The following is a 19,955-nucleotide window of genomic DNA, read 5'->3' as shown; positions in this document are numbered from 1 at the left end:
ACGGGGTTTCACTTTTACAGAATACGGCTTATCAGCCTGTCGATTCGAATACGACGTAATCGACGGATCAGTTTGCGAACTTTTACCGGGTAATCGGCAATGCTCTGCAAGTCACGATAGTGTTTAACGACCGTGGTATGCGTACGAATTAGCGCCAGCTCTTTCTCGCGCTGTGCAGCCAGCTCTTGCTTAGGATCGTGGATCAGGATTGCATTTTCCAGATCCAGACGCCAGGCGCGCGGGTTGAGGTTGTTCCCGGTCAGCAGCATCCACTTGTCATCGATCCACATCCCTTTGAGATGGTAGGTATTGTCGTCATCTTTCCACAAGCGAACGACCAGTTGATCGGTATTGACGTAATACTGCAAACGACTCAGGAAACGACGCAGGTTAATCTCATAGAGATAGGGCAATGCGCCAATTATCTTAAATGGTTCATTTTCCGGGATATAAAAATCGTTGGCGGTTTTATCCCCCACAATGATCTCAACTTTCTTCCCTTCGCGCAGCAGTTGAATGATGTTGCGAACAAGAATTGCTGGCAGGTTGAAATAGGGGGTGCAAATCGTGAGCTTATGCTCCGCACAGGGCATAAGGTGGAAAATGGTTTTGTTCAGCAGGCTGGATTTCCCCAGACCGACCAATGGCGTCACGGACAGCTGTTCATTATCGGCATCGCCCTGGAAGTGATAAGCCGCGTCACGAAGCTCCTGGCGGTATAAACGAATGTCGTTTTTAATCTCCGGGCTTTTCGGACGCTGGGTATTATCCAGACGATTTACGCCACGACCGTTCATCAGGTTCTGGGTCACCCACTCGAACATGATGTCTGCCATTCTGGCGTTGCGGATTAGCTGATAGCGGTCATAGCGATATTTATCGTGCTGATGCAGATAGACATCGTTAAGACTGGCGCCGCTGTACAGGACGCTATCATCAATGATAAAGCCTTTAAAGTGCAGCACGCCAAGGGCTTCGCGGGTATTGATCGGCACACCGTATACCGGCACATCGACACCCGGATTTTCATGCGCCATTCGGCAATACCAGTCGGCGTTGGTATTGGATGCTGCCGCGCCAATACGTCCACGCTGCGCACGATGCCAGTCGACGAGTACCCGAACATCCAACTCAGGACGCTGCCGTTTCGCCTCGTAAAGCGCGCTAAGAATGCCTTTGCCACCGTCATCCTGTTCCAGATACAGGGCAATAATGCAAATGCGCTGCTTCGCGCTGGCTATCTTTTCCAGCAGGGTCTCCCTGAACCTGGCGGGAGCATAAAAGAAATCGACATCATCAACTGATTGAGAAATCTTAGGTAGTTGGGCAAGGTGTTGTTGATGTTTATTACGCTTAAATTTTGACAACATCACAGTGCATTTCTTCTCTGTTCATTGAAGGGTCCTCTGTGCTATGCAGACGACATAAGCGGGCAATGATAACACCGTCCCCGTTAAAGTGGTCAACATTTCCAGTACCTTACTCACGATTCCTCGGGCGGAGCCAGATCCAGCGACAGCCCGACGATTCCCTCTTCGAGCTGGATATCCACGCTAAACCCAAGCTTACGCGCCAGCGCGACCATGCCACGATTATTTGGCATCGTAATACCATTCAGCCTTCTCAGTCCGTGATCTCGTGTATAGGTAATCAATTTTTCCAGCAATCGACGACCCAATCCTAACCCTTTGAGATCGGAACGAACCAGTACGGCAAATTCCGCATCAATATTATCCGGATCGGAGATCGCTCGCGTCACTCCCAGGATCTCTTCCGTTCGTTCTACGCGCCTCACCGCAACAAACGCCATTTCCCGATCGTAGTCGATTTGCGTCATGTTGGCTAAATCTTCATGAGTAAATTCATTGATCTCGCTGAAATAGCGGTAATAAAGATCTTCTTTGGTGACCTGGGAAATAAACTGCTGAAGCTGGGGTTCATCTTCTGGCAGGATAGGACGGAACAGACATTGCTCGCCATTTTTCATCTCCACCCACTCTTCCAGTTGATGCGGATAGGGGCGAATGGCAAGACGACTTTCGTTATCGCCCTCGAATGGGGCGATATCCAGCGTGACATCCAGGGCGGTAAACTCACCGGCGGAGGCCAGCAGCGGGTGAATATCCAGACGCTGGATCTCCGGGCAGTCGACAATCAGGTTTGAGACCTGAACCAGCAATTGACTTAACCCCGCGACATCCAACGGGCGCAGCGCACTGCGGCCACGGATCTTTTTATTCTTGATCGCCTGAATCACTAAATAACGCGCCAGGTTCATGTTTAGCGGCGGTAATGCCACCACGGCCTGCTCTTCAGGCCGCCACTCAACGCCGCCTTCACCCAACATGATCAATGGGCCAAATACGGGATCGTGCTCAACCACCACGCGCAGTTCCTGCGCTCCCGCACGGTTCGCCATACTTTGCACCAGCAGACCGTGGATCCGCGCCTGTGGCCAGGTCATTTTCACACGATCAATAATTGCATTGGCTGCCTGTTGAACTTCGTTTGCCGTACGCAGGTAGAGCATTACGCCCTGAACTTCAGATTTGTGCGGGATGTCCGGTGAACGCAGCTTCAGCGCGACCGGGTAGCCAATCTGTTCTGCAATATGGACGGCCTCGATGCTGTCGCCGGCAATCCAGGTCGGGAGCGTATGTAAGCCATAAGCCTGCAGGATCGGCTGAACCTCATGGGTATCGAGTGAGGTTGCTCCATCGGCAATCGCCTGCTGAAGCAGATCATGCGCCTGGGCCGTATTGGAGGTCAGATTGCTGGGCAGAGCTGGCGTTTCACGCAGCTGTTTCTGGTTGCGCCGGTATTCGACCATATGCATAAATGCAGTGATCGTCCCTTCCGGAGTACGATAGGTAGGGAGTCCGGCTTCACTGAACAGCCTACGGGCTTCCTGAGAGGAAAACTCGCCACACCAGTTGGTCAATAGCGAGACAAATTTTCCACGCGGGTGGTGCTTAACGGTTCCAATCAGCGTTTGTGCACACTCGGTGGCGGGGGCGGCGGCACTGGGGGAGTGAATCACCATCAGAGCGTCAAAGTCCTGGCTGGCGAGCAGAATGTCCAGCGTTCGGGTGTAATGTTCAATGCTGGCATCGTCACGCAGGTCCAGTGGGTTGGCGATCTCGACATGGGCAGGCAGAGCATCGCGCAGTTTCTGGCTGGTCTCTTCACTCAGCATGGCGAGCTTGCCGTTGCGGGACCAAAGTTGATCAAGCGCCAGCGCCGCAGGCGCGGCACCGTTACTGATGATCATCAGCCTGTCACCGCGCAGAGGACGCATATGGCTGAGCGTTTCCACTGCGGAAAAGAGCTCATGGGTATCTTTCACGCGCAGCAGACCGGCGCGTTGAATGGCGGCATCCCAGGCCGGATCCATTCCGGCGCTGGTATGCAATAACCGCTGCGCTGCCGGGCTGCGACCGCTCTTAATCACCAGAATGGGTTTGTTGCGCGCGGCGCTACGGGCGGCGGATACAAAGTGCCGGGCATCGCTGAGATGTTCGAGATAAAGCAAAATAGCGCTGGTTTTGCTGTCACGCGCCAGATAATCCAGCAGCTCATCGACATCAATATCCAGGCTGTCGCCGAGGGCAATGAAATAGGAAAAGCCCATTTCCCGCTGCTGTGCCCAGTCGAGAATGGTATTGGAAACCGCAGCGGACTGAGAAATAAAGGCCAGTTTGCCGCGCTTAATCGGGACCGGCGAGAAGCTGGCATTCAACCCCTGCCAGGGGGCCAGCAGGCCAAGACTGTTAGGGCCGAGCAGACGCATGTTGTAGCGTTGCGCACAGGTTAGCAGTTCTGCATGTTGCGCGCCTGGAGCCGAGAGAATAATGCAGGTTTTACAGCCTTTTTCCCCAAGCGCTTCCAGCAAGGCCAGATTACGGCTGGCATTGGTACACAGCACGGCAAGGTCGGGGGTGAAGGGCAGACTGGCAATATCGGGCCAGGCCAGGACGCCCAGAACGGCTTTCCAGGCAGGGGTTACCGGCAAAACGGGACCGTTAAATCCTCCTGCCAGCAGATTGCGCATCATCAGATATCCCGCCCGATTGGGCTTCATCGATGCCCCGATCACCGCGATCGATTTTGGTCGCAGAAGTGCTTCCAGTCCTCGCTGACTCATACCGGTTTCCCTTACACAGAAGTGACCGAATGATTCTAAACGCTTTCTGCTGATTCTGCTGTGATGCTTCCTTGATGTTGGGTTTTTCCCGCGAGGTAGCGCGTTTTAAAACGGGTAAAGTGCTCGCCGAGGCTGCTTGCTGCATCGGTATCACCGGCCAGATCCAACAGCGCAATGGCGACTTCAGCGGTACAATACTGCCCTTCGGCATGGACTTCACGCAGGTGATAGGCCGACAACCGCGACAGATCCACCGAGATCACGGGGAGAGAGTCGAGATACGGGCTTTTACGGAACATCTTACGCGCTTCCGGCCAGGTGCCGTCGAGCATAATAAACAGCGGAGGCTTACCTGTCGGTGGAGTGGAAATCACCACACGTTCAGCATCGGCATAGGAGGCGGGGAACACTACCATCGGCTGATACGTCGGGTTTTTCACCAGATCCAGCAAGGCCTGCGGTGGTTCTGTCCGCGACCACTGAAACGCGGCAGTATCCGGTAAAATATCGGCGATCAGACGCCCGGTATTGCTCGGTTTCATCGGTTCAGTATCAAACATCACCAGACAAAAACGGCTCGTTGCCTGAGAAGGCGACAGCGTCGCGCACAGGCAAAGTTTCAGCGGCAGCAAGCAGCGCTGGCAGCGACGAATGCGATTGCCTCGGGCGAGAAAAGGGCGAGTGGCGCGCGCCAGACGTTCAGCGCGAAGCGTGAGAACAGCGTTTTCAGTCATAGAGAATACGTTGAAAAACGTCATTGTCGCAGAGGTGAAAACGGGGCACAAGATGCGCCCCGCAGAGTTTACAGTGACTCGTTCAGCCAACTATCAAATGGCGCTTTGGGAACCGCGCCGTTCAGCATGTCGACAACCTGACCGTTTTTGAAGATCATAATGGTGGGAATACTACGGATACCAAAGCGTGCACTGAGCTCTCGTTCCGCTTCCGTGTTGATCTTCACGAAGCGAACTTTGCCGCTGCGTTCTTCGGCAACATCTTCAAAGATCGGGGCGAAGTTACGGCATGGGCCGCACCACGGTGCCCAGAAATCGATTACGACGGGCAGATCGTCTTTGAGCAGTTTATCCAGTGTTTCACCGGTCGCATTGATCACCTCCCCGTCGAACAGGTCGTGACCACAGCGTCCGCATTTTGCCGCATCCTCAACCCGATCGTCGGGAATGCGGTTGATGGCCTGGCAGCTGGTACAAACGGTATTCATAACTAACCTCTGGATGCGTCGGGGTATTGAACGGCAGAGACGCCGGTATGTTTCTAATATGTTACATATTATCGATGAGACTGTTTTAAACGACAATCTGTTTTATTCAATGAGTACAATAGTCATAAGCTTTTAAATGAAATAATGGCTAACCTGGCGCACATCGGGTAATCTGCGCGCTTCGCGCAGCGCTGGTGGAGAAAAGCATGAACGATGAATTGAAAAACAAAAGCGGCAAGGTCAAAGTGATGTATGTCCGCAGTGATGATGATTCTGATAAACGTACCCATAACCCGCGTACCGGGAAAGGTGGCGGGCGTCCAGGAAAATCTCGTGCCGACGGTGGCCGTCGCCCCGCCCGCGATGAAAGAACCCCTCAGAACCGCGATCGCAAGCGTGAAGACTCACCGTGGCGGACCGTGTCCCGCGCGCCGGGTGATGAAACGCCTGAAAAAGCCGATCACGGTGGTATCAGCGGTAAAAGCTTTATCGATCCTGAAGTCTTACGTCGTCAACGTGCAGAAGAGACCCGCGTTTACGGTGAAAATGCCTGTCAGGCCCTGTTCCAGAGTCGTCCGGACGCGATTGTCCGCGCCTGGTTCATTCAGAGCGTCACGCCGCGCTTCAAAGAAGCATTACGCTGGATGGCGGCAAACCGCAAAGCGTACCATGTGGTTGATGAAGCGGAACTGGCGAAAGCTTCAGGTACCGAACATCACGGCGGTGTCTGCTTCCTGATTAAAAAACGTAACGGCACGACGGTGAAACAGTGGGTAAGCCAGGCGGGCGCGCAGGACTGTGTGTTAGCGCTGGAAGCTATTTCTAACCCGCACAACCTCGGTGGCATGATGCGTAGCTGCGCGCACTTCGGTGTGAAAGGCGTAGTGGTGCAGGATGCGGCGCTGCTGGAGTCCGGTGCGGCGATTCGTACCGCAGAAGGCGGTGCCGAACACGTTCAGCCGATTACCGGCGACAGCATCGTTGATGTGTTGGATGATTTCCGTCAGGCGGGTTACACCGTGGTGACAACGTCCAGTGAACGCGGTAAGCCGCTGTTTAAAACTGAACTGCCAGAGAAAATCGTCCTGGTGTTAGGTCAGGACGTTGACGGTTTGCCGGATGCGGCGCGCGATGCCAGCGATCTGTGCGTTAAAATCGACGGTACGGGGAATGTTGAAAGCCTGAACGTCTCGGTGGCAACCGGTGTGCTGCTTGCCGAATGGTGGCGTCAGAACAAAGCCTGATGGAAAAATGCCAGCGATTCGCTGGCATTTTTTTTATTCGCTCTCCGCCGGTAAAACGGGCATCCAGTCAATCGGCTTCTCGCCGCGTTGTTCCAACCACTGATTCGCCAACACAAAATGGTTACAACCAAAAAATCCACGATGCGCCGAGAGCGGTGAAGGATGAGGCGCTTTCAGGACATGATGACGTTTTTGATCAATGATCGCGCCTTTCTTCTGCGCATGAGAGCCCCAGAGCAGAAAAACCACCCCTTCACGATGTTGATTAATCAGGCCGATCACTTTATCGGTGAACGTTTCCCATCCCAGACTGGCATGAGAGTGCGCCTGACCCGCCCGCACGGTTAATACCGTATTAAGCAGCAGAACGCCCTGATGCGCCCAGCTTTCCAGATAACCGTGGGCAGGACGAGTGAAACCGGGGATCGACCCCTCCAGTTCCTTATACATGTTCAGCAGCGAAGGGGGCGTAGCAATACCGGGGCGGACAGAAAACGCCAGACCATGCGCCTGCCCGGGACCGTGGTAGGGATCCTGTCCAAGGATCACGACCTTGACATCACCCAGCTCGGTGAAGCGAAACGCATTGAACACATCTTTTTGCGGCGGATAAACCGTGATCCCGGACTGACGCTCTCCGGCGACGGTATGCAGCGTATTGATAAAGTAGGGCTGCTGTTTCTCTTCAGCCAGCACATCGTGCCAGGTTAATTCAGTGGCCATCTCGCTCTCCTGCGAATTCTCGATCGTCATAGCTTAACTGCTTCTTTCAACGGCGCAAAATTCTCTCCGCGATGATGTGCGCTACGCACTTAATAAAGTTGAAAATTTGTGTAAAAAGTTTATGTCTTCACATGGCGTAAGTTGATGTAAAACAATAAAATCATCTCATCTCCCTATTCTGCATGTGGATTTTATTGATTTAAATCAATGAATCGAGGGTGTTAGGGGGGTATATATACACTCAAGCAACAATGGTTTTACCAATTGGCCGCGAGCCGGCCAACCCTAATCAAATACTTTGCCGGGGAGGCATCACAATGATTACAGGTATCCAGATTACTAAAGCCGCTAATGACGATCTGCTGAATTCCTTCTGGCTGCTGGACAGCGAAAAAGGCGAAGCGCGTTGCATCGCAGCGAAAGCCGGTTTTGCCGAAGATGAAGTGGTAGCGGTCAGCAAACTGGGTGAAATTGAGTACCGCGAAATTCCGATGGAAGTGAAACCGGAAGTTCGTGTGGAAGGTGGCCAGCACCTGAACGTTAACGTTTTGCGTCGTGAAACGCTGGAAGATGCGGTTAAGCATCCGGAAAAATACCCGCAGCTGACTATCCGTGTTTCGGGTTATGCCGTGCGCTTTAACTCACTGACGCCGGAACAACAGCGCGACGTTATCGCTCGTACCTTTACTGAAAGCCTGTAAGGCTTAACGTTTAAATAAAAACGCCGGGAAATCCCGGCGTTTTTTTATTCTTCGTTTGACTCCTGCGGCGTCGTTGCCGTACTCGGCTTGCGACGTTTACCAATGTTCCTGGTATCGCGATGGCGTTTCTTCACGCGCGGTTTATCTTTGTCTTTCTCTTTTTTCTTCTCTTCACGTTTCGCGAGTGCTTTTTTCGACGGTTTGCCCGTCATCTTTTCGCTCGGAGCGCGTGAGGTTGGGCGCAACTCATCAATCACCCTGGATTTCAGCGGTTCTTCAATGTAGCGACCAATTTTCAGCAGCAGCAGGTGATCGTGCGCTTCGACCAGCGAGATTGCGGTGCCCTTGCGACCGGCGCGGCCGGTACGGCCAATGCGGTGCAGATAGGTGTCTCCGCTACGCGGCATGTCGAAGTTAATCACGTGGCTGACGTCAGGAATATCGATCCCGCGTGCGGCAACATCGGTGGCGACCAGCACGTTAACGCGACCGTCAGTAAGACGCTTAATGCCTTCGTTACGCTTGATCTGCGCCATCTCACCTTCGAGATAGCAGTTGTTGATCCCCGCCAGACGCAGCTTTTCAGCCAGTTCGTGCACGCGCTCGCGCTTGCGGACAAACACAATGGTACGGGTGGCGTCGTCTTGCTTCAGCAGGTGCTTCAGCAGTTCGAATTTATGTTCGACGTTATCCGCGCGGTAATACCACTGGTGGATCTTCTTACGTTCGCGGGTGGATGGCGTAGCGGAGACTTCGACCGGCTCTTCCAGCAGACGTTCGGCAAAATCTTTAATCGCATCGCCTTCCAGCGTGGCGGAGAACAGCATCGTCTGTTTGCGCCAGCGCGTTTCCCCGGCGATGTGCTCGATGTCCTGGGCAAAGCCCATATCCAGCATTCGGTCGGCTTCGTCGAGGATCAGCGTTTCGACGGCGCGGCAGTCAAAATTCTCTTCTTTAATATACTGCAGCAGACGTCCGGTGGTGGCGACCACGATATCCTGGTTTTCGCTGAACACTTCGGCGTGGTTCATGTAGGCTACGCCGCCGGTAATTGTCGCGATATCCAGATGGGTGTTTTTGGCCAGTTCACGGGCATGATCGGCGACCTGCATCGCCAGTTCGCGAGTCGGAGTCAGGATCAAAATACGTGGCGGACCGGATTTTTTACGCGGGAAGTCGAGCAGGTGCTGCAACGCTGGCAGCAAATACGCCGCCGTTTTACCGGTGCCTGTCGGCGCAGAACCGAGTACGTCACGGCCTTCGAGTGCAGGCGGAATGGCGGCAGCCTGAATGGCGGTCGGGCGAGTGAAACCTTTTTCCTGGAGGGCATCCAGCAGGCTTTCATCGAGTTCAAGTTCGGAAAAAGTCGTTACAGTCATGTTCTACCTCTGTGTGGGGCGCTGATTATAGACGTTACGGCTGCAATCTTCATCTGTTTGTATGGATATCGCTTCTCAGGTATTGTTTTCACCAGGTGCTGTTGCCGTTTTTCCTGCAAGGTTTTTAATTCATGCCTCAGTCTACATCCGTCCTTCGTCGTAATGGATTTACTTTTAAACAGTTTTTTGTCGCGCACGATCGTTGTGCGATGAAAGTCGGAACAGATGGGATTCTGTTAGGGGCATGGGCACCGGTGGCGGGCGTAAAGCGGATCCTCGATATCGGTACCGGCAGCGGACTGTTGGCGCTGATGCTGGCGCAGCGTACTGATGAAAGCGTCACCGTTGATGCCGTTGAACTGGATAGCGATGCCGCCGCGCAGGCGCAAGAAAACGTTACCCAGTCGCCGTGGGCGGATCGGGTAACGGTGCAGGCGGAAGATGTCCAACATTGGGCGGCACGGCAGACCGTTAAATATGACCTTATCATCAGTAACCCGCCATATTACGAGCAGGGCGTCGAGTGTGCTACACCGCAGCGGGAACAGGCGCGTTATACCACGATGCTGGATCATTCTGCGCTGTTAGCGACGGCGACGGGGCTGATCACGGAAGAGGGATTCTTGTGTGTTGTGTTGCCGGAAAATATCGGCAATACCTTCACGCAGCAGGCGTTAAATATGGGCTGGCATTTACGGCTACGCACCGACGTTGCTGAAACGGAGGCGCGGTTGCCGCATCGGGTGCTGCTGGCATTCTCCCCTAAGAAGGGGGAATGCTTTAGCGACAGGCTGGTGATTCGCGGGCCGGATCAGCGTTACTCCGAAGGTTATACGGCGCTGACCCAGGCATTTTATCTGTTCATGTGAGCCGTTAACGGCGAGAGCACAGACGGGCCAGATTCCTCCAGCAGTGCCGGATAATCGAGCGTGTAGTGCAGACCGCGGCTCTCTTTGCGCATCATCGCACAGCGCACAATCAGCTCGGCGACCTGAACCAGGTTGCGTAACTCCAGCAAATTATTCGAGACGCGGAAATGGGCGTAATACTCGTCGATCTCCTGTTGTAACATAGTGATACGACGCAGGGCCCGCTCCAGACGTTTGGTGGTGCGCACAATCCCCACGTAGTCCCACATAAACAGCCGCAGCTCATGCCAGTTATGCTGAATCACCACCAGTTCGTCAGGGTTGTCCACGCGACTTTCATCCCAGGCGGGCAGGGCGCTTACGCCACGGGCGTAAGGCATTCGTCTGTCGATATCTTCCGCTGCGGACCAGCCGTACACCAGACACTCCAGCAGCGAGTTTGAGGCCATCCGGTTCGCGCCGTGCAGGCCGGTGTAGCTCACTTCCCCGATCGCATACAGGCCGTCCACATCGGTACGACCAAAGTCGTCAACCATCACGCCGCCGCAGGTGTAGTGTGCTGCTGGCACGATGGGCACTGGTTCTTTGGTCAGGTCGATACCCAGCCCCAGCAGCTTTTCGTAAATCATCGGGAAATGCTGACGCACAAAGGCTTCTGGCTTATGGCTGATATCAAGGAACATACAGTCCGCACCGAGACGCTTCATTTCATGGTCGATAGCGCGGGCGACGATATCGCGCGGCGCCAGTTCCCCTCGCGCGTCAAAGTCTGGCATAAACCGCGTGCCGTCCGGGCGTTTGAGATGAGCACCTTCTCCGCGCAGCGCTTCGGTAAGCAGGAAATTACGTGCCTGGGGATGATACAGCGCGGTAGGGTGGAACTGATTAAATTCGAGATTCGCAACCCGGCATCCGGCACGCCAGGCCATCGCAATACCGTCGCCGGAGGAAATGTCCGGATTCGTTGTATATTGATACACCTTTGATGCGCCGCCGGTCGCCAGCACGACAGACTTCGCGTGACAGGTTTCCACCGCCTCTTTATTCCGGTTCCAGACCCATGCCCCCACGACGCGTCGTGTGCCGGGCAGGCCAATTTTGTCGGAGATGATTAAATCGACGGCATTACTGCGTTCCAGTACCCGGATGTTCGGATGGCTTTGCGCCTTGCTGACCAGCGTGGTTTCCACCTCTTTACCGGTGGCATCAGCGGCATGCAAAATGCGACGATGGCTATGGCCACCTTCACGCGTCAGATGGTAACTCGCTTCACCGTTAGGCTGCACCTGGGTATCAAATAGCACCCCCTGATCAATCAACCACTGTACGCAGGGACGGGCGTTGCTGGCGACAAACTCCACCGCATGGCGATCGCAAATACCGGCGCCGGCAATGAGCGTATCTTCGACATGTGAATCAATGCTGTCGGTTTCATCGAAAACGGCGGCAATCCCGCCCTGCGCATAGAAAGTGGAGCCTTCGCTGACGGGACCTTTACTCAGCACGATAACCTGGTGCTTTTCAGCCAGGCGCAGCGCCAGCGAGAGTCCGGCAGCGCCGCTACCAATAATTAACACGTCACAAGAAAGTTCAGGCGTAGTTTTCATGATATTTTGTTTAATGTACTAAACAGTGTTTGGCCAGCATAGCACCAGAATCTGCGATTCAGCACGTTTTATTTTCAGTGTTGTTGTAATGACTAAACAAAACGGTGCGATGTAAAAGGATGTCAGGTGGGGAAACCATTTTGCGCGGCGGGCCGTAAGCATCAGATTAGAGGATGAAATAAAGTGGCCGTTGGGTTACTCTGCAACCGGTTTATGGGCATTTTTAAAGATAGTGCGTTGTTCAGACTCGGTAGACTTATAATGAGAGATAATGACCGTCTACAACATGACAAACAAAAAACAGATGCGTAACGGAACTTTACAAAAACGAGACACTCTAACCTGTTGCTTGCTCATAGTGCAGCTAATGGAGTGGCGTTTCGCGAACGCGTGGAAATTTGGTTTGGGGAGACTTTACCTCGGATGAGCGAGCAGTTAACGGACCAGGTCCTGGTTGAACGGGTCCAGAAGGGAGATCAGAAAGCCTTCAATTTACTGGTAGTACGCTACCAGCATAAAGTGGCGAGTCTGGTTTCCCGTTATGTCCCGTCGGGCGATGTTCCCGATGTGGTGCAAGAATCATTTATTAAAGCCTACCGTGCGCTGGACTCGTTCCGGGGAGATAGTGCTTTTTATACCTGGCTGTATCGCATTGCGGTGAATACAGCGAAGAATTACCTGGTGGCTCAGGGGCGTCGTCCGCCATCAAGCGATGTTGATGCGATTGAAGCAGAAAACTTCGAAAGTGGCGGTGCGCTGAAAGAAATTTCGAACCCTGAGAACTTAATGTTGTCAGAAGAACTGAGACAGATAGTTTTCCGAACTATTGAGTCCCTCCCGGAAGATTTACGTATGGCAATAACCTTGCGGGAGCTGGATGGCCTGAGCTATGAAGAGATAGCCGCTATCATGGATTGTCCGGTGGGTACGGTGCGTTCACGTATCTTCCGAGCGCGGGAAGCTATTGATAATAAAGTTCAACCGCTTATCAGGCGTTGACGATAGCGGATACTGGAAAAGGTATTAGGCATGCAGAAAGAAAAACTTTCCGCTTTAATGGATGGCGAGACGCTGGATAGTGAGTTACTTAACGAACTGGCTCACGATTCGGATATGCAAAAAACCTGGGAAAGCTATCACCTGATCCGTGATTCAATGCGGGGTGATACACCTGAGGTGCTTCATTTCGATATTTCCGCTCGCGTAATGGCCGCTATTGAAGATGAGCCGGTACGCAATACGGTGCCATTCATTCCAGAGGCCCAGCCTGCGCCGCAGCAATGGCAGAAAATGCCATTCTGGAAAAAAATGCGTCCGTGGGCCGCGCAACTTACCCAAATGGGCGTTGCCGCGTGCGTATCGCTTGCAGTTATCGTTGGTGTCCAGCACTATAATGGACAATCTGAAACGTCCCAGCAGCCTGAAACGCCGGTCTTTAATACTTTGCCGATGATGGGTAAAGCCAGCCCGGTAAGCCTGGGAGTACCTTCTGATGCGACCGCGAATGGTGGGCAACAGCAGCAGGTACAGGAGCAGCGTCGTCGGATCAACGCCATGTTGCAGGATTACGAACTGCAACGCCGACTGCACTCCGAACAGCTTCAGTTTGAGCAGGCACAGACACAGCAAGCCGCTGTTCAGGTGCCAGGAATTCAAACTTTAGGAACGCAATCGCAGTAATGAAGCAACTTTGGTTTGCCATGTCACTTGTGACGGGTAGCCTGTTCTTCTCTGTCAACGCCTCGGCCAACACTGCGTCCGGGGCGTTGTTGCAGCAGATGAACGTGGCGAGCCAGTCACTCAATTACGAGCTGTCATTCGTCAGCATCACGAAACAAGGCGTTGAGTCTCTGCGTTATCGCCATGCTCGCCAGGAAAATCGTCCGCTTGCGCAGCTGCTGCAAATGGATGGTCCGCGTCGTGAAGTGGTCCAGCGCGGAAATGAAATTAGCTACTTCGAGCCTGGACTCGAACCGTTCACTCTGAACGGTGACTACATCGTCGACTCCCTGCCGTCGCTTATCTATACCGATTTCAAACGTCTTGCTCCCTACTATGATTTTATTGCTGTGGGTCGTACCCGAATTGCCGATCGCCTGTGCGAAGTGATTCGCGTGGTCGCGCGTGATGGTACGCGTTACAGCTATATTGTCTGGATGGATACGGAAACGAAGCTGCCGATGCGGGTCGATCTCCTCGATCGCGATGGCGAAACGTTAGAGCAATTCCGGGTGATTGCTTTCACCGTGAATCAGGATGTCGGTAGCGGCATGCAGACGCTGGCGAAAGCCAGTTTGCCGCCGCTGCTCTCTGTTCCGGCGGGTGAAAAAGCCAAATTCAGCTGGAATCCGACCTGGCTTCCGAAAGGGTTTAGCGAAGTGTCCAGCGGGCGCAGACCGTTGCCAACGATGGACAACATGCCGATTGAATCGCGTCTCTACTCCGACGGTCTGTTTAGCTTCTCTATTAACGTCAATCGGGCAACTCAGGCCAGCACCGACCAGATGCTGCGCACCGGGCGCAGAACGGTCAGCACCAGCGTACGCGACAACGCGGAAATTACCATCGTGGGTGAATTGCCGCCGCAGACAGCGAAGCGCATTGCCGACACCATTAAGTTCGGAGCCGCGCAATGATCAAAGAGTGGGCTACCGTGGTGTCATGGCAAAACGGTGAGGCATTGGTGAGCTGTGATGTGAAAGCGTCCTGCAGCAGCTGCGCTTCACGTTCAGGATGTGGCACCCGCGTGCTGAATAAACTCGGGCCGCAGACCACGCATACCATTGTGGTGGCGAGCGATGTGCCGTTAGAACCTGGGCAGAAAGTGGAGCTGGGGATTGCCGAAGGCAGTCTGTTAGGTTCCGCCATGCTGGTTTATCTGTCGCCGCTGGTGGGGTTATTCCTCATCGCCTCCCTGTTTCAGGTGCTGTTTGGCTCAGATCTCGCGGCGTTAAGCGGCGCGATACTGGGCGGCGTCGGCGGATTCCTGATTGCCCGTGGCTATTCCCGCAAGCTGGCTGAACGCGAAGCCTGGCAACCCGTTATTCTTAATGTTGCTCTCCCGTCCAGTATGATTCGCGTTGAAACGCCCTCCACCGAAACGGCACCATGATATTCTTGCCGGATGGCGGTTTCGCCTTATCCGACTTTCAAACGATCAGCAAGTCCAGTAGACCCGATAAGCTTGCGCCATCGGGCATCATGCTTCTCTTACGATGTTTTACATCAGAAAAGCGATGCCGTTTCCAGTTCCCGCTATCCTGACTTTATGAACATTTCCTCGCCTCAGCGTTGTAGTGTAGAATGCGGCGTTTCAGTTAAACAGACGTTAAGCTCAGAACAGCGACTTCTCAAAGCCTGTCCAACCAGGCGTAAGGCACAATAATTACACTATATGAAGAACATACGTAACTTTTCGATCATTGCTCACATCGACCACGGTAAATCGACGCTGTCTGACCGTATTATTCAGATCTGCGGTGGCCTGTCTGACCGTGAAATGGAAGCGCAGGTTCTCGACTCGATGGATCTTGAGCGTGAGCGCGGTATTACTATCAAAGCGCAGAGCGTAACGCTCGATTTCAAATCCGCTGATGGTGAAACATACCAGCTTAACTTCATCGACACCCCAGGCCACGTTGACTTCTCGTATGAAGTTTCTCGTTCGCTTGCCGCTTGTGAAGGCGCACTGCTGGTGGTGGATGCCGGGCAGGGCGTCGAAGCGCAAACCCTGGCAAACTGCTACACCGCGATGGAAATGGATCTCGAAGTGGTGCCGGTCCTCAATAAAATTGACCTGCCAGCCGCCGATCCCGAGCGTGTCGCCGAAGAGATTGAAGACATCGTTGGTATTGATGCGACTGATGCCGTGCGCTGCTCGGCGAAAACTGGCGTGGGCGTGACCGACGTTCTGGAACGTCTGGTGCGTGATATTCCGCCGCCGCAGGGCGATCCGGATGGACCGTTACAGGCGCTGATCATCGACTCCTGGTTCGATAACTATCTCGGCGTTGTCTCGCTGGTGCGTATTAAAAACGGCACCCTGCGTAAAGGCGACAAAATCAAAGTGATGAGTACCGGTCAGACCTATAACGCTGACCGTCTGGGGATCTTCACGCCTAAACAGGTTGATCGTACCGAGCTTAAGTGCGGCGAGGTAGGTTGGCTGGTGTGTGCGATTAAAGACATCCTCGGCGCACCGGTTGGCGATACCCTGACTCAGGCACGTAACCCGGCAGAAAAAGCGCTGCCAGGCTTCAAAAAGGTAAAACCGCAGGTTTATGCGGGCCTGTTCCCGGTCAGCTCTGATGATTACGAGAACTTCCGCGACGCGCTGGGCAAGCTTAGCCTCAACGACGCCTCTCTGTTCTATGAGCCGGAAAGTTCTACTGCGCTGGGCTTCGGCTTCCGCTGTGGCTTCCTTGGTCTGTTACACATGGAGATCATTCAGGAGCGTCTGGAACGTGAATACGATCTCGACCTGATCACCACCGCGCCGACGGTTGTGTATGAAGTCGAAACCACCGCGAAAGAGACGATTTACGTCGACAGCCCGTCCAAGCTGCCACCGCTGAATAACATCTATGAGTTGCGCGAGCCGATCGCGGAATGTCACATGCTGTTGCCTCAGGCATACCTCGGTAACGTGATTACCCTGTGTATTGAGAAGCGTGGCGTGCAGACCAACATGGTTTACCACGGTAACCAGGTGGCGCTGACTTATGAAATCCCGATGGCTGAAGTGGTACTCGACTTCTTTGACCGCCTGAAGTCCACCTCGCGCGGTTATGCGTCGCTGGATTACAACTTTAAACGCTTCCAGGCCTCCGACATGGTGCGTGTTGATGTCTTGATCAACAACGAACGTGTCGATGCGCTGGCGCTGATCACTCACCGTGATAACTCGCAGAGCCGTGGTCGTGAGCTGGTGGAGAAGATGAAAGATCTGATCCCACGTCAACAGTTCGATATTGCGATCCAGGCGGCGATCGGGACGCATATCATTGCGCGTTCTACTGTGAAACAGTTGCGTAAAAACGTTCTGGCAAAATGCTATGGCGGCGATATCAGCCGTAAGAAAAAGCTGTTGCAGAAGCAGAAAGAAGGTAAGAAGCGGATGAAGCAGATCGGTAACGTTGAGCTGCCTCAGGAAGCGTTCCTCGCCATTCTGCATGTCGGCAAAGACAGCAAATAATCCTTAAGGAGTTGGCATGGCGAATATGTTTGCCCTGATTCTGGTGATTGCCACATTGGTCACGGGCATTTTATGGTGCGTGGATAAATTTATCTTCGCACCAAAACGTCGGGAGCGTCAGGCGGCGGTACAGGCTGCAGCCGGAGATTCACTGGATAAGGCAACGCTGAAAAAAGTCTCGCCGAAGCCTGGCTGGCTGGAAACTGGCGCTTCGGTTTTCCCGGTGCTGGCTATCGTGCTGGTTGTGCGTTCGTTCATCTATGAACCTTTCCAGATCCCATCGGGTTCGATGATGCCGACGTTGTTGATCGGTGACTTTATTCTGGTGGAGAAATTTGCCTACGGTATTAAAGATCCGATTTACCAGAAAACCCTGATCGAAACGGGTCATCCCAAACGCGGTGATATCGTGGTCTTTAAATACCCGGAAGATCCACGGCTGGATTACATCAAGCGAGCGGTCGGTTTGCCTGGTGATAAAGTGACCTATGATCCGGTCGCGAAAGAAGTGACTATTCAGCCGGGTTGCCGTTCGGGTCAGGCGTGTGAGAACGCCCTGCCGGTCACCTATAGCGATGTTCAGCCGAGCGATTTTGTGCAGACGTTTGCACGTCGTAACGGTGGTGAAGCCACCAGTGGTTTCTTTGAGATCCCGCTGAGTGAAACGAAAGAGAACGGTATTCGTCTGTCCGAGCGTAAAGAGACGCTGGGCGACGTGACGCACCGTATTCTGACCGTGCCGATTGCTCAGGATCAGGTGGGGATGTATTACCAGCAGTCCGGGCAGCCGCTGGCGACCTGGATTGTGCCGCCGGGCCAGTATTTCATGATGGGCGACAACCGCGATAACAGCGCGGACAGCCGTTACTGGGGCTTTGTCCCGGAAGCGAATCTGGTCGGTAAAGCCACTGCCATCTGGATGAGTTTCGACAAACAAGAAGGCGAATGGCCGACTGGCGTTCGTTTAAGCCGCATTGGTGGTATCCACTAATTGCCGCGAATCGTTCACGTTGTCGTCGTTATGACGGCAACGTGAATTATTTCTTCGATAAATCTGCCCAGGCTAACGACATCCCTCGTCGTTGTGTATAGAATATTCCCCCGAAGTTTCAGGTTGGCGCCTCCAGGTCGCCACGGCACACGAAACAGCGTTGGTCCCCCTATATGAGCGTACATAAGCTGCTTAACGCGGCCGGAAGGATGCTACATATATCAGGTCTGTTTCGTGTGCTGAATTGTTGACGCATTTATTTATTGGTATCGCATGAACCCCATCGTAATTAATCGGCTTCAACGGAAGCTGGGCTACACTTTTACTCATCAGGAGTTGTTGCAGCAGGCATTAACCCATCGCAGTGCCAGCAGCAAACATAACGAGCGTTTAGAATTTCTGGGCGACTCAATTTTAAGTTTTGTGATTGCAAATGCGCTATATCACCGTTTCCCGCGAGTGGACGAGGGTGATATGAGCCGTATGCGCGCGACGCTGGTGCGCGGGAATACGCTGGCTGAATTAGCCCGCGAGTTTGATCTGGGCGAATGTCTGCGCTTAGGGCCTGGCGAACTGAAAAGCGGTGGCTTCCGTCGCGAATCGATTCTGGCCGATACCGTCGAAGCGTTGATTGGCGGGGTTTTCCTTGACAGTGACATTCAGACCGTCGAAAAGCTGATCCTCAACTGGTATCAGACTCGTCTGGACGAAATCAGTCCTGGCGATAAGCAAAAAGATCCGAAAACGCGTTTGCAGGAGTATTTGCAGGGTCGCCATCTGCCGCTGCCGTCTTATCTGGTGGTACAGGTGCGTGGTGAAGCGCACGATCAGGAATTTACTATCCACTGCCAGGTCAGCGGCCTGAGTGAACCGGTGGTTGGCACAGGTTCGAGCCGTCGCAAGGCGGAACAGGCTGCCGCCGAACAGGCGTTGAAAAAACTGGAGCTGGAATGAGCGACGAAAAAACCTATTGCGGATTTATTGCCATCGTCGGTCGTCCGAATGTTGGCAAATCCACGCTGTTGAACAACCTGCTCGGGCAGAAGATTTCGATCACCTCCCGTAAAGCGCAGACCACGCGTCACCGTATTGTCGGGATCCATACCGAAGGGCCCTGGCAGGCGATTTACGTCGATACCCCCGGTCTGCACATGGAAGAAAAACGCGCGATTAACCGTCTGATGAACAAAGCAGCCAGCAGTTCCATTGGTGATGTTGAACTGGTGATCTTTGTGGTGGAAGGCACCCGCTGGACGCCGGATGACGAGATGGTGCTCAATAAACTGTGTGACGGTAAAGCGCCGGTGATTCTGGCCGTCAACAAAGTAGATAACGTGCAGGAAAAAGCCGATCTGCTGCCGCATTTGCAGTTCCTGGCAAGCCAGATGGACTTCCTCGACATCGTACCGATCTCTGCGGAAACCGGGATGAATGTCGACACCGTCGCGGGCATCGTGCGCAAGCATCTGCCGGAGGCGGAGCATCACTTCCCGGAAGATTACATCACCGATCGCTCACAGCGTTTTATGGCTTCTGAAATCATCCGTGAAAAGCTGATGCGTTTCCTTGGCGCTGAACTGCCGTACTCCGTGACTGTGGAAATCGAACGCTTCGTGTCAAACGAGCGCGGCGGTTATGACATCAACGGGCTGATCCTCGTTGAGCGCGAAGGGCAAAAGAAGATGGTTATTGGCAACAAAGGGGCCAAAATCAAGACCATCGGTATTGAAGCGCGTAAAGACATGCAGGAAATGTTCGAAGCTCCGGTTCATCTTGAACTGTGGGTGAAAGTGAAATCCGGCTGGGCCGATGACGAACGCGCGCTGCGCAGTCTCGGTTACGTCGACGATCTCTAAACCTGCGCTCCGAACAGGCGACGAG

At 53.7% G+C, this 19,955-nt stretch carries 18 protein-coding genes and 1 pseudogene; 12 read left to right on the top strand and 7 right to left on the bottom strand.

Annotated elements, in window-relative coordinates; genetic code table 11:
• Positions 1–14 precede the first annotated feature (14 nt).
• The 4 genes from pssA to trxC all read right to left on the bottom strand — a co-directional run bounded on the left by pssA (position 15) and on the right by trxC (position 5,366).
• Positions 15–1,370, bottom strand: coding sequence for a CDP-diacylglycerol--serine O-phosphatidyltransferase (gene pssA, locus HVZ37_RS16595; RefSeq protein ID WP_044253171.1), 1,356 nt, complete (start codon positions 1,368–1,370; stop codon positions 15–17).
• Between the two features lie 113 nt (positions 1,371–1,483).
• Positions 1,484–4,144 (bottom strand): protein lysine acetyltransferase, encoded by a 2,661-nt coding sequence (pat, locus tag HVZ37_RS16590; protein WP_044253168.1) that lies wholly within the window; start codon positions 4,142–4,144, stop codon positions 1,484–1,486.
• 35 nt (positions 4,145–4,179) lie between these two features.
• The gene (gene tapT / locus HVZ37_RS16585; RefSeq protein ID WP_042999706.1) at positions 4,180–4,878 is read right to left on the bottom strand and encodes a tRNA-uridine aminocarboxypropyltransferase; all 699 of its coding nucleotides are present in this window, start codon (positions 4,876–4,878) and stop codon (positions 4,180–4,182) included.
• Between the two features lie 68 nt (positions 4,879–4,946).
• A complete protein-coding gene (trxC, locus tag HVZ37_RS16580) occupies positions 4,947–5,366 on the bottom strand; it encodes a thioredoxin TrxC (protein WP_042999707.1) in 420 nt (139 codons plus the stop codon).
• A 206-nt stretch (positions 5,367–5,572) separates the two neighbouring features.
• On the opposite strand from trxC, the gene HVZ37_RS16575 reads away from it, so the two are divergent.
• Complete coding sequence (locus tag HVZ37_RS16575; RefSeq protein WP_044268999.1) at positions 5,573–6,610, top strand: tRNA/rRNA methyltransferase; 1,038 nt, start codon at positions 5,573–5,575, stop codon at positions 6,608–6,610.
• 33 nt (positions 6,611–6,643) lie between these two features.
• Here HVZ37_RS16575 and ung read toward each other — a convergent pair whose 3' ends face one another.
• Entirely contained in the window at positions 6,644–7,333 is a 690-nt protein-coding gene (gene ung, locus HVZ37_RS16570) for a uracil-DNA glycosylase (RefSeq protein WP_042999709.1), read from the bottom strand.
• Between the two features lie 317 nt (positions 7,334–7,650).
• Between ung and grcA the strand changes: the two genes are divergently transcribed.
• Positions 7,651–8,034, top strand: coding sequence for an autonomous glycyl radical cofactor GrcA (gene grcA, locus HVZ37_RS16565; protein WP_044253162.1), 384 nt, complete (start codon positions 7,651–7,653; stop codon positions 8,032–8,034).
• 44 nt (positions 8,035–8,078) lie between these two features.
• On the opposite strand, the gene srmB is transcribed toward grcA, so the two are convergent.
• A complete protein-coding gene (gene srmB, locus HVZ37_RS16560) occupies positions 8,079–9,413 on the bottom strand; it encodes an ATP-dependent RNA helicase SrmB (protein ID WP_042999711.1) in 1,335 nt (444 codons plus the stop codon).
• Between the two features lie 131 nt (positions 9,414–9,544).
• Here srmB and trmN point away from each other — a divergent pair, with 131 nt between their 5' ends.
• Positions 9,545–10,282 carry a tRNA(1)(Val) (adenine(37)-N(6))-methyltransferase TrmN gene (trmN, locus tag HVZ37_RS16555; RefSeq protein ID WP_044253159.1) on the top strand — a complete coding sequence of 246 codons (738 nt, stop codon included), beginning with the start codon at positions 9,545–9,547 and terminating at the stop codon, positions 10,280–10,282.
• Here trmN and nadB read toward each other — a convergent pair.
• Positions 10,267–11,889 carry an L-aspartate oxidase gene (gene nadB, locus HVZ37_RS16550; protein ID WP_130098129.1) on the bottom strand — a complete coding sequence of 541 codons (1,623 nt, stop codon included), beginning with the start codon at positions 11,887–11,889 and terminating at the stop codon, positions 10,267–10,269. The two genes, trmN and nadB, sit on opposite strands and share 16 nt — an antisense overlap.
• 261 nt (positions 11,890–12,150) lie before the next feature.
• On the opposite strand from nadB, the pseudogene rseD reads away from it, so the two are divergent.
• The 9 genes and pseudogenes from rseD (at position 12,151) to era (ending at position 19,930) form a co-directional block, all read left to right on the top strand.
• Positions 12,151–12,316 (top strand): annotated as a pseudogene (gene rseD, locus HVZ37_RS16545) (rpoE leader peptide RseD).
• On the top strand, positions 12,313–12,888 hold the full coding sequence (rpoE, locus tag HVZ37_RS16540; protein ID WP_000003307.1) for an RNA polymerase sigma factor RpoE: 576 nt from the start codon (positions 12,313–12,315) through the stop codon (positions 12,886–12,888). Before rseD ends, rpoE begins: the two are co-directional and overlap by 4 nt.
• A 30-nt stretch (positions 12,889–12,918) precedes the next feature.
• A complete protein-coding gene (gene rseA / locus HVZ37_RS16535; RefSeq protein ID WP_042999714.1) occupies positions 12,919–13,569 on the top strand; it encodes an anti-sigma-E factor RseA in 651 nt (216 codons plus the stop codon).
• Positions 13,569–14,525 (top strand): sigma-E factor regulatory protein RseB, encoded by a 957-nt coding sequence (gene rseB, locus HVZ37_RS16530; RefSeq protein WP_181627745.1) that lies wholly within the window; start codon positions 13,569–13,571, stop codon positions 14,523–14,525. The genes rseA and rseB overlap by 1 nt, the downstream gene beginning before the upstream one ends.
• Positions 14,522–15,001: a SoxR-reducing system protein RseC gene (gene rseC, locus HVZ37_RS16525; protein WP_042999716.1), complete on the top strand. Its 480-nt coding sequence runs from the start codon at positions 14,522–14,524 to the stop codon at positions 14,999–15,001. The genes rseB and rseC overlap by 4 nt, the downstream gene beginning before the upstream one ends.
• 282 nt (positions 15,002–15,283) lie before the next feature.
• The gene (gene lepA, locus HVZ37_RS16520; RefSeq protein WP_042999780.1) at positions 15,284–17,083 is read left to right on the top strand and encodes a translation elongation factor 4; all 1,800 of its coding nucleotides are present in this window, start codon (positions 15,284–15,286) and stop codon (positions 17,081–17,083) included.
• A 16-nt stretch (positions 17,084–17,099) separates the two neighbouring features.
• The gene (gene lepB, locus HVZ37_RS16515) at positions 17,100–18,074 is read left to right on the top strand and encodes a signal peptidase I (protein WP_042999781.1); all 975 of its coding nucleotides are present in this window, start codon (positions 17,100–17,102) and stop codon (positions 18,072–18,074) included.
• A 273-nt stretch (positions 18,075–18,347) separates the two neighbouring features.
• Positions 18,348–19,028, top strand: a complete 681-nt coding sequence (gene rnc / locus HVZ37_RS16510; protein WP_042291512.1) for a ribonuclease III — start codon at positions 18,348–18,350, stop codon at positions 19,026–19,028.
• Entirely contained in the window at positions 19,025–19,930 is a 906-nt protein-coding gene (gene era / locus HVZ37_RS16505; RefSeq protein WP_181627744.1) for a GTPase Era, read from the top strand. The genes rnc and era overlap by 4 nt, the downstream gene beginning before the upstream one ends.
• The last annotated feature ends 25 nt before the right edge of the window (positions 19,931–19,955 follow it).

Source organism: Citrobacter sp. RHB35-C17, from assembly GCF_013816795.1.
In the GTDB taxonomy this organism is placed as follows: Bacteria; Pseudomonadota; Gammaproteobacteria; order Enterobacterales; family Enterobacteriaceae; genus Citrobacter_A; species Citrobacter_A amalonaticus.
This window is presented reverse-complemented; position numbering and strand designations above follow the sequence as displayed.

Excerpts from the sequence above, each read along its gene's own strand:
- HVZ37_RS16575 (WP_044268999.1), top strand. The coding sequence starts at position 5,573 with ATGAACGATGAATTGAAAAACAAAAGCGGCAAGGTCAAAGTGATGTAT.
- ung (WP_042999709.1), bottom strand. The coding sequence starts at position 7,333 with ATGGCCACTGAATTAACCTGGCACGATGTGCTGGCTGAAGAGAAACAG.
- lepB (WP_042999781.1), top strand. The coding sequence starts at position 17,100 with ATGGCGAATATGTTTGCCCTGATTCTGGTGATTGCCACATTGGTCACG.
- nadB (WP_130098129.1), bottom strand. The coding sequence starts at position 11,889 with ATGAAAACTACGCCTGAACTTTCTTGTGACGTGTTAATTATTGGTAGC.
- trxC (WP_042999707.1), bottom strand. The coding sequence starts at position 5,366 with ATGAATACCGTTTGTACCAGCTGCCAGGCCATCAACCGCATTCCCGAC.
- lepA (WP_042999780.1), top strand. The coding sequence starts at position 15,284 with ATGAAGAACATACGTAACTTTTCGATCATTGCTCACATCGACCACGGT.
- srmB (WP_042999711.1), bottom strand. The coding sequence starts at position 9,413 with ATGACTGTAACGACTTTTTCCGAACTTGAACTCGATGAAAGCCTGCTG.
- pssA (WP_044253171.1), bottom strand. The coding sequence starts at position 1,370 with ATGTTGTCAAAATTTAAGCGTAATAAACATCAACAACACCTTGCCCAA.
- rpoE (WP_000003307.1), top strand. The coding sequence starts at position 12,313 with ATGAGCGAGCAGTTAACGGACCAGGTCCTGGTTGAACGGGTCCAGAAG.
- rseB (WP_181627745.1), top strand. The coding sequence starts at position 13,569 with ATGAAGCAACTTTGGTTTGCCATGTCACTTGTGACGGGTAGCCTGTTC.
- trmN (WP_044253159.1), top strand. The coding sequence starts at position 9,545 with ATGCCTCAGTCTACATCCGTCCTTCGTCGTAATGGATTTACTTTTAAA.
- pat (WP_044253168.1), bottom strand. The coding sequence starts at position 4,144 with ATGAGTCAGCGAGGACTGGAAGCACTTCTGCGACCAAAATCGATCGCG.
- grcA (WP_044253162.1), top strand. The coding sequence starts at position 7,651 with ATGATTACAGGTATCCAGATTACTAAAGCCGCTAATGACGATCTGCTG.
- era (WP_181627744.1), top strand. The coding sequence starts at position 19,025 with ATGAGCGACGAAAAAACCTATTGCGGATTTATTGCCATCGTCGGTCGT.
- rseC (WP_042999716.1), top strand. The coding sequence starts at position 14,522 with ATGATCAAAGAGTGGGCTACCGTGGTGTCATGGCAAAACGGTGAGGCA.
- rseA (WP_042999714.1), top strand. The coding sequence starts at position 12,919 with ATGCAGAAAGAAAAACTTTCCGCTTTAATGGATGGCGAGACGCTGGAT.
- rnc (WP_042291512.1), top strand. The coding sequence starts at position 18,348 with ATGAACCCCATCGTAATTAATCGGCTTCAACGGAAGCTGGGCTACACT.
- tapT (WP_042999706.1), bottom strand. The coding sequence starts at position 4,878 with ATGACTGAAAACGCTGTTCTCACGCTTCGCGCTGAACGTCTGGCGCGC.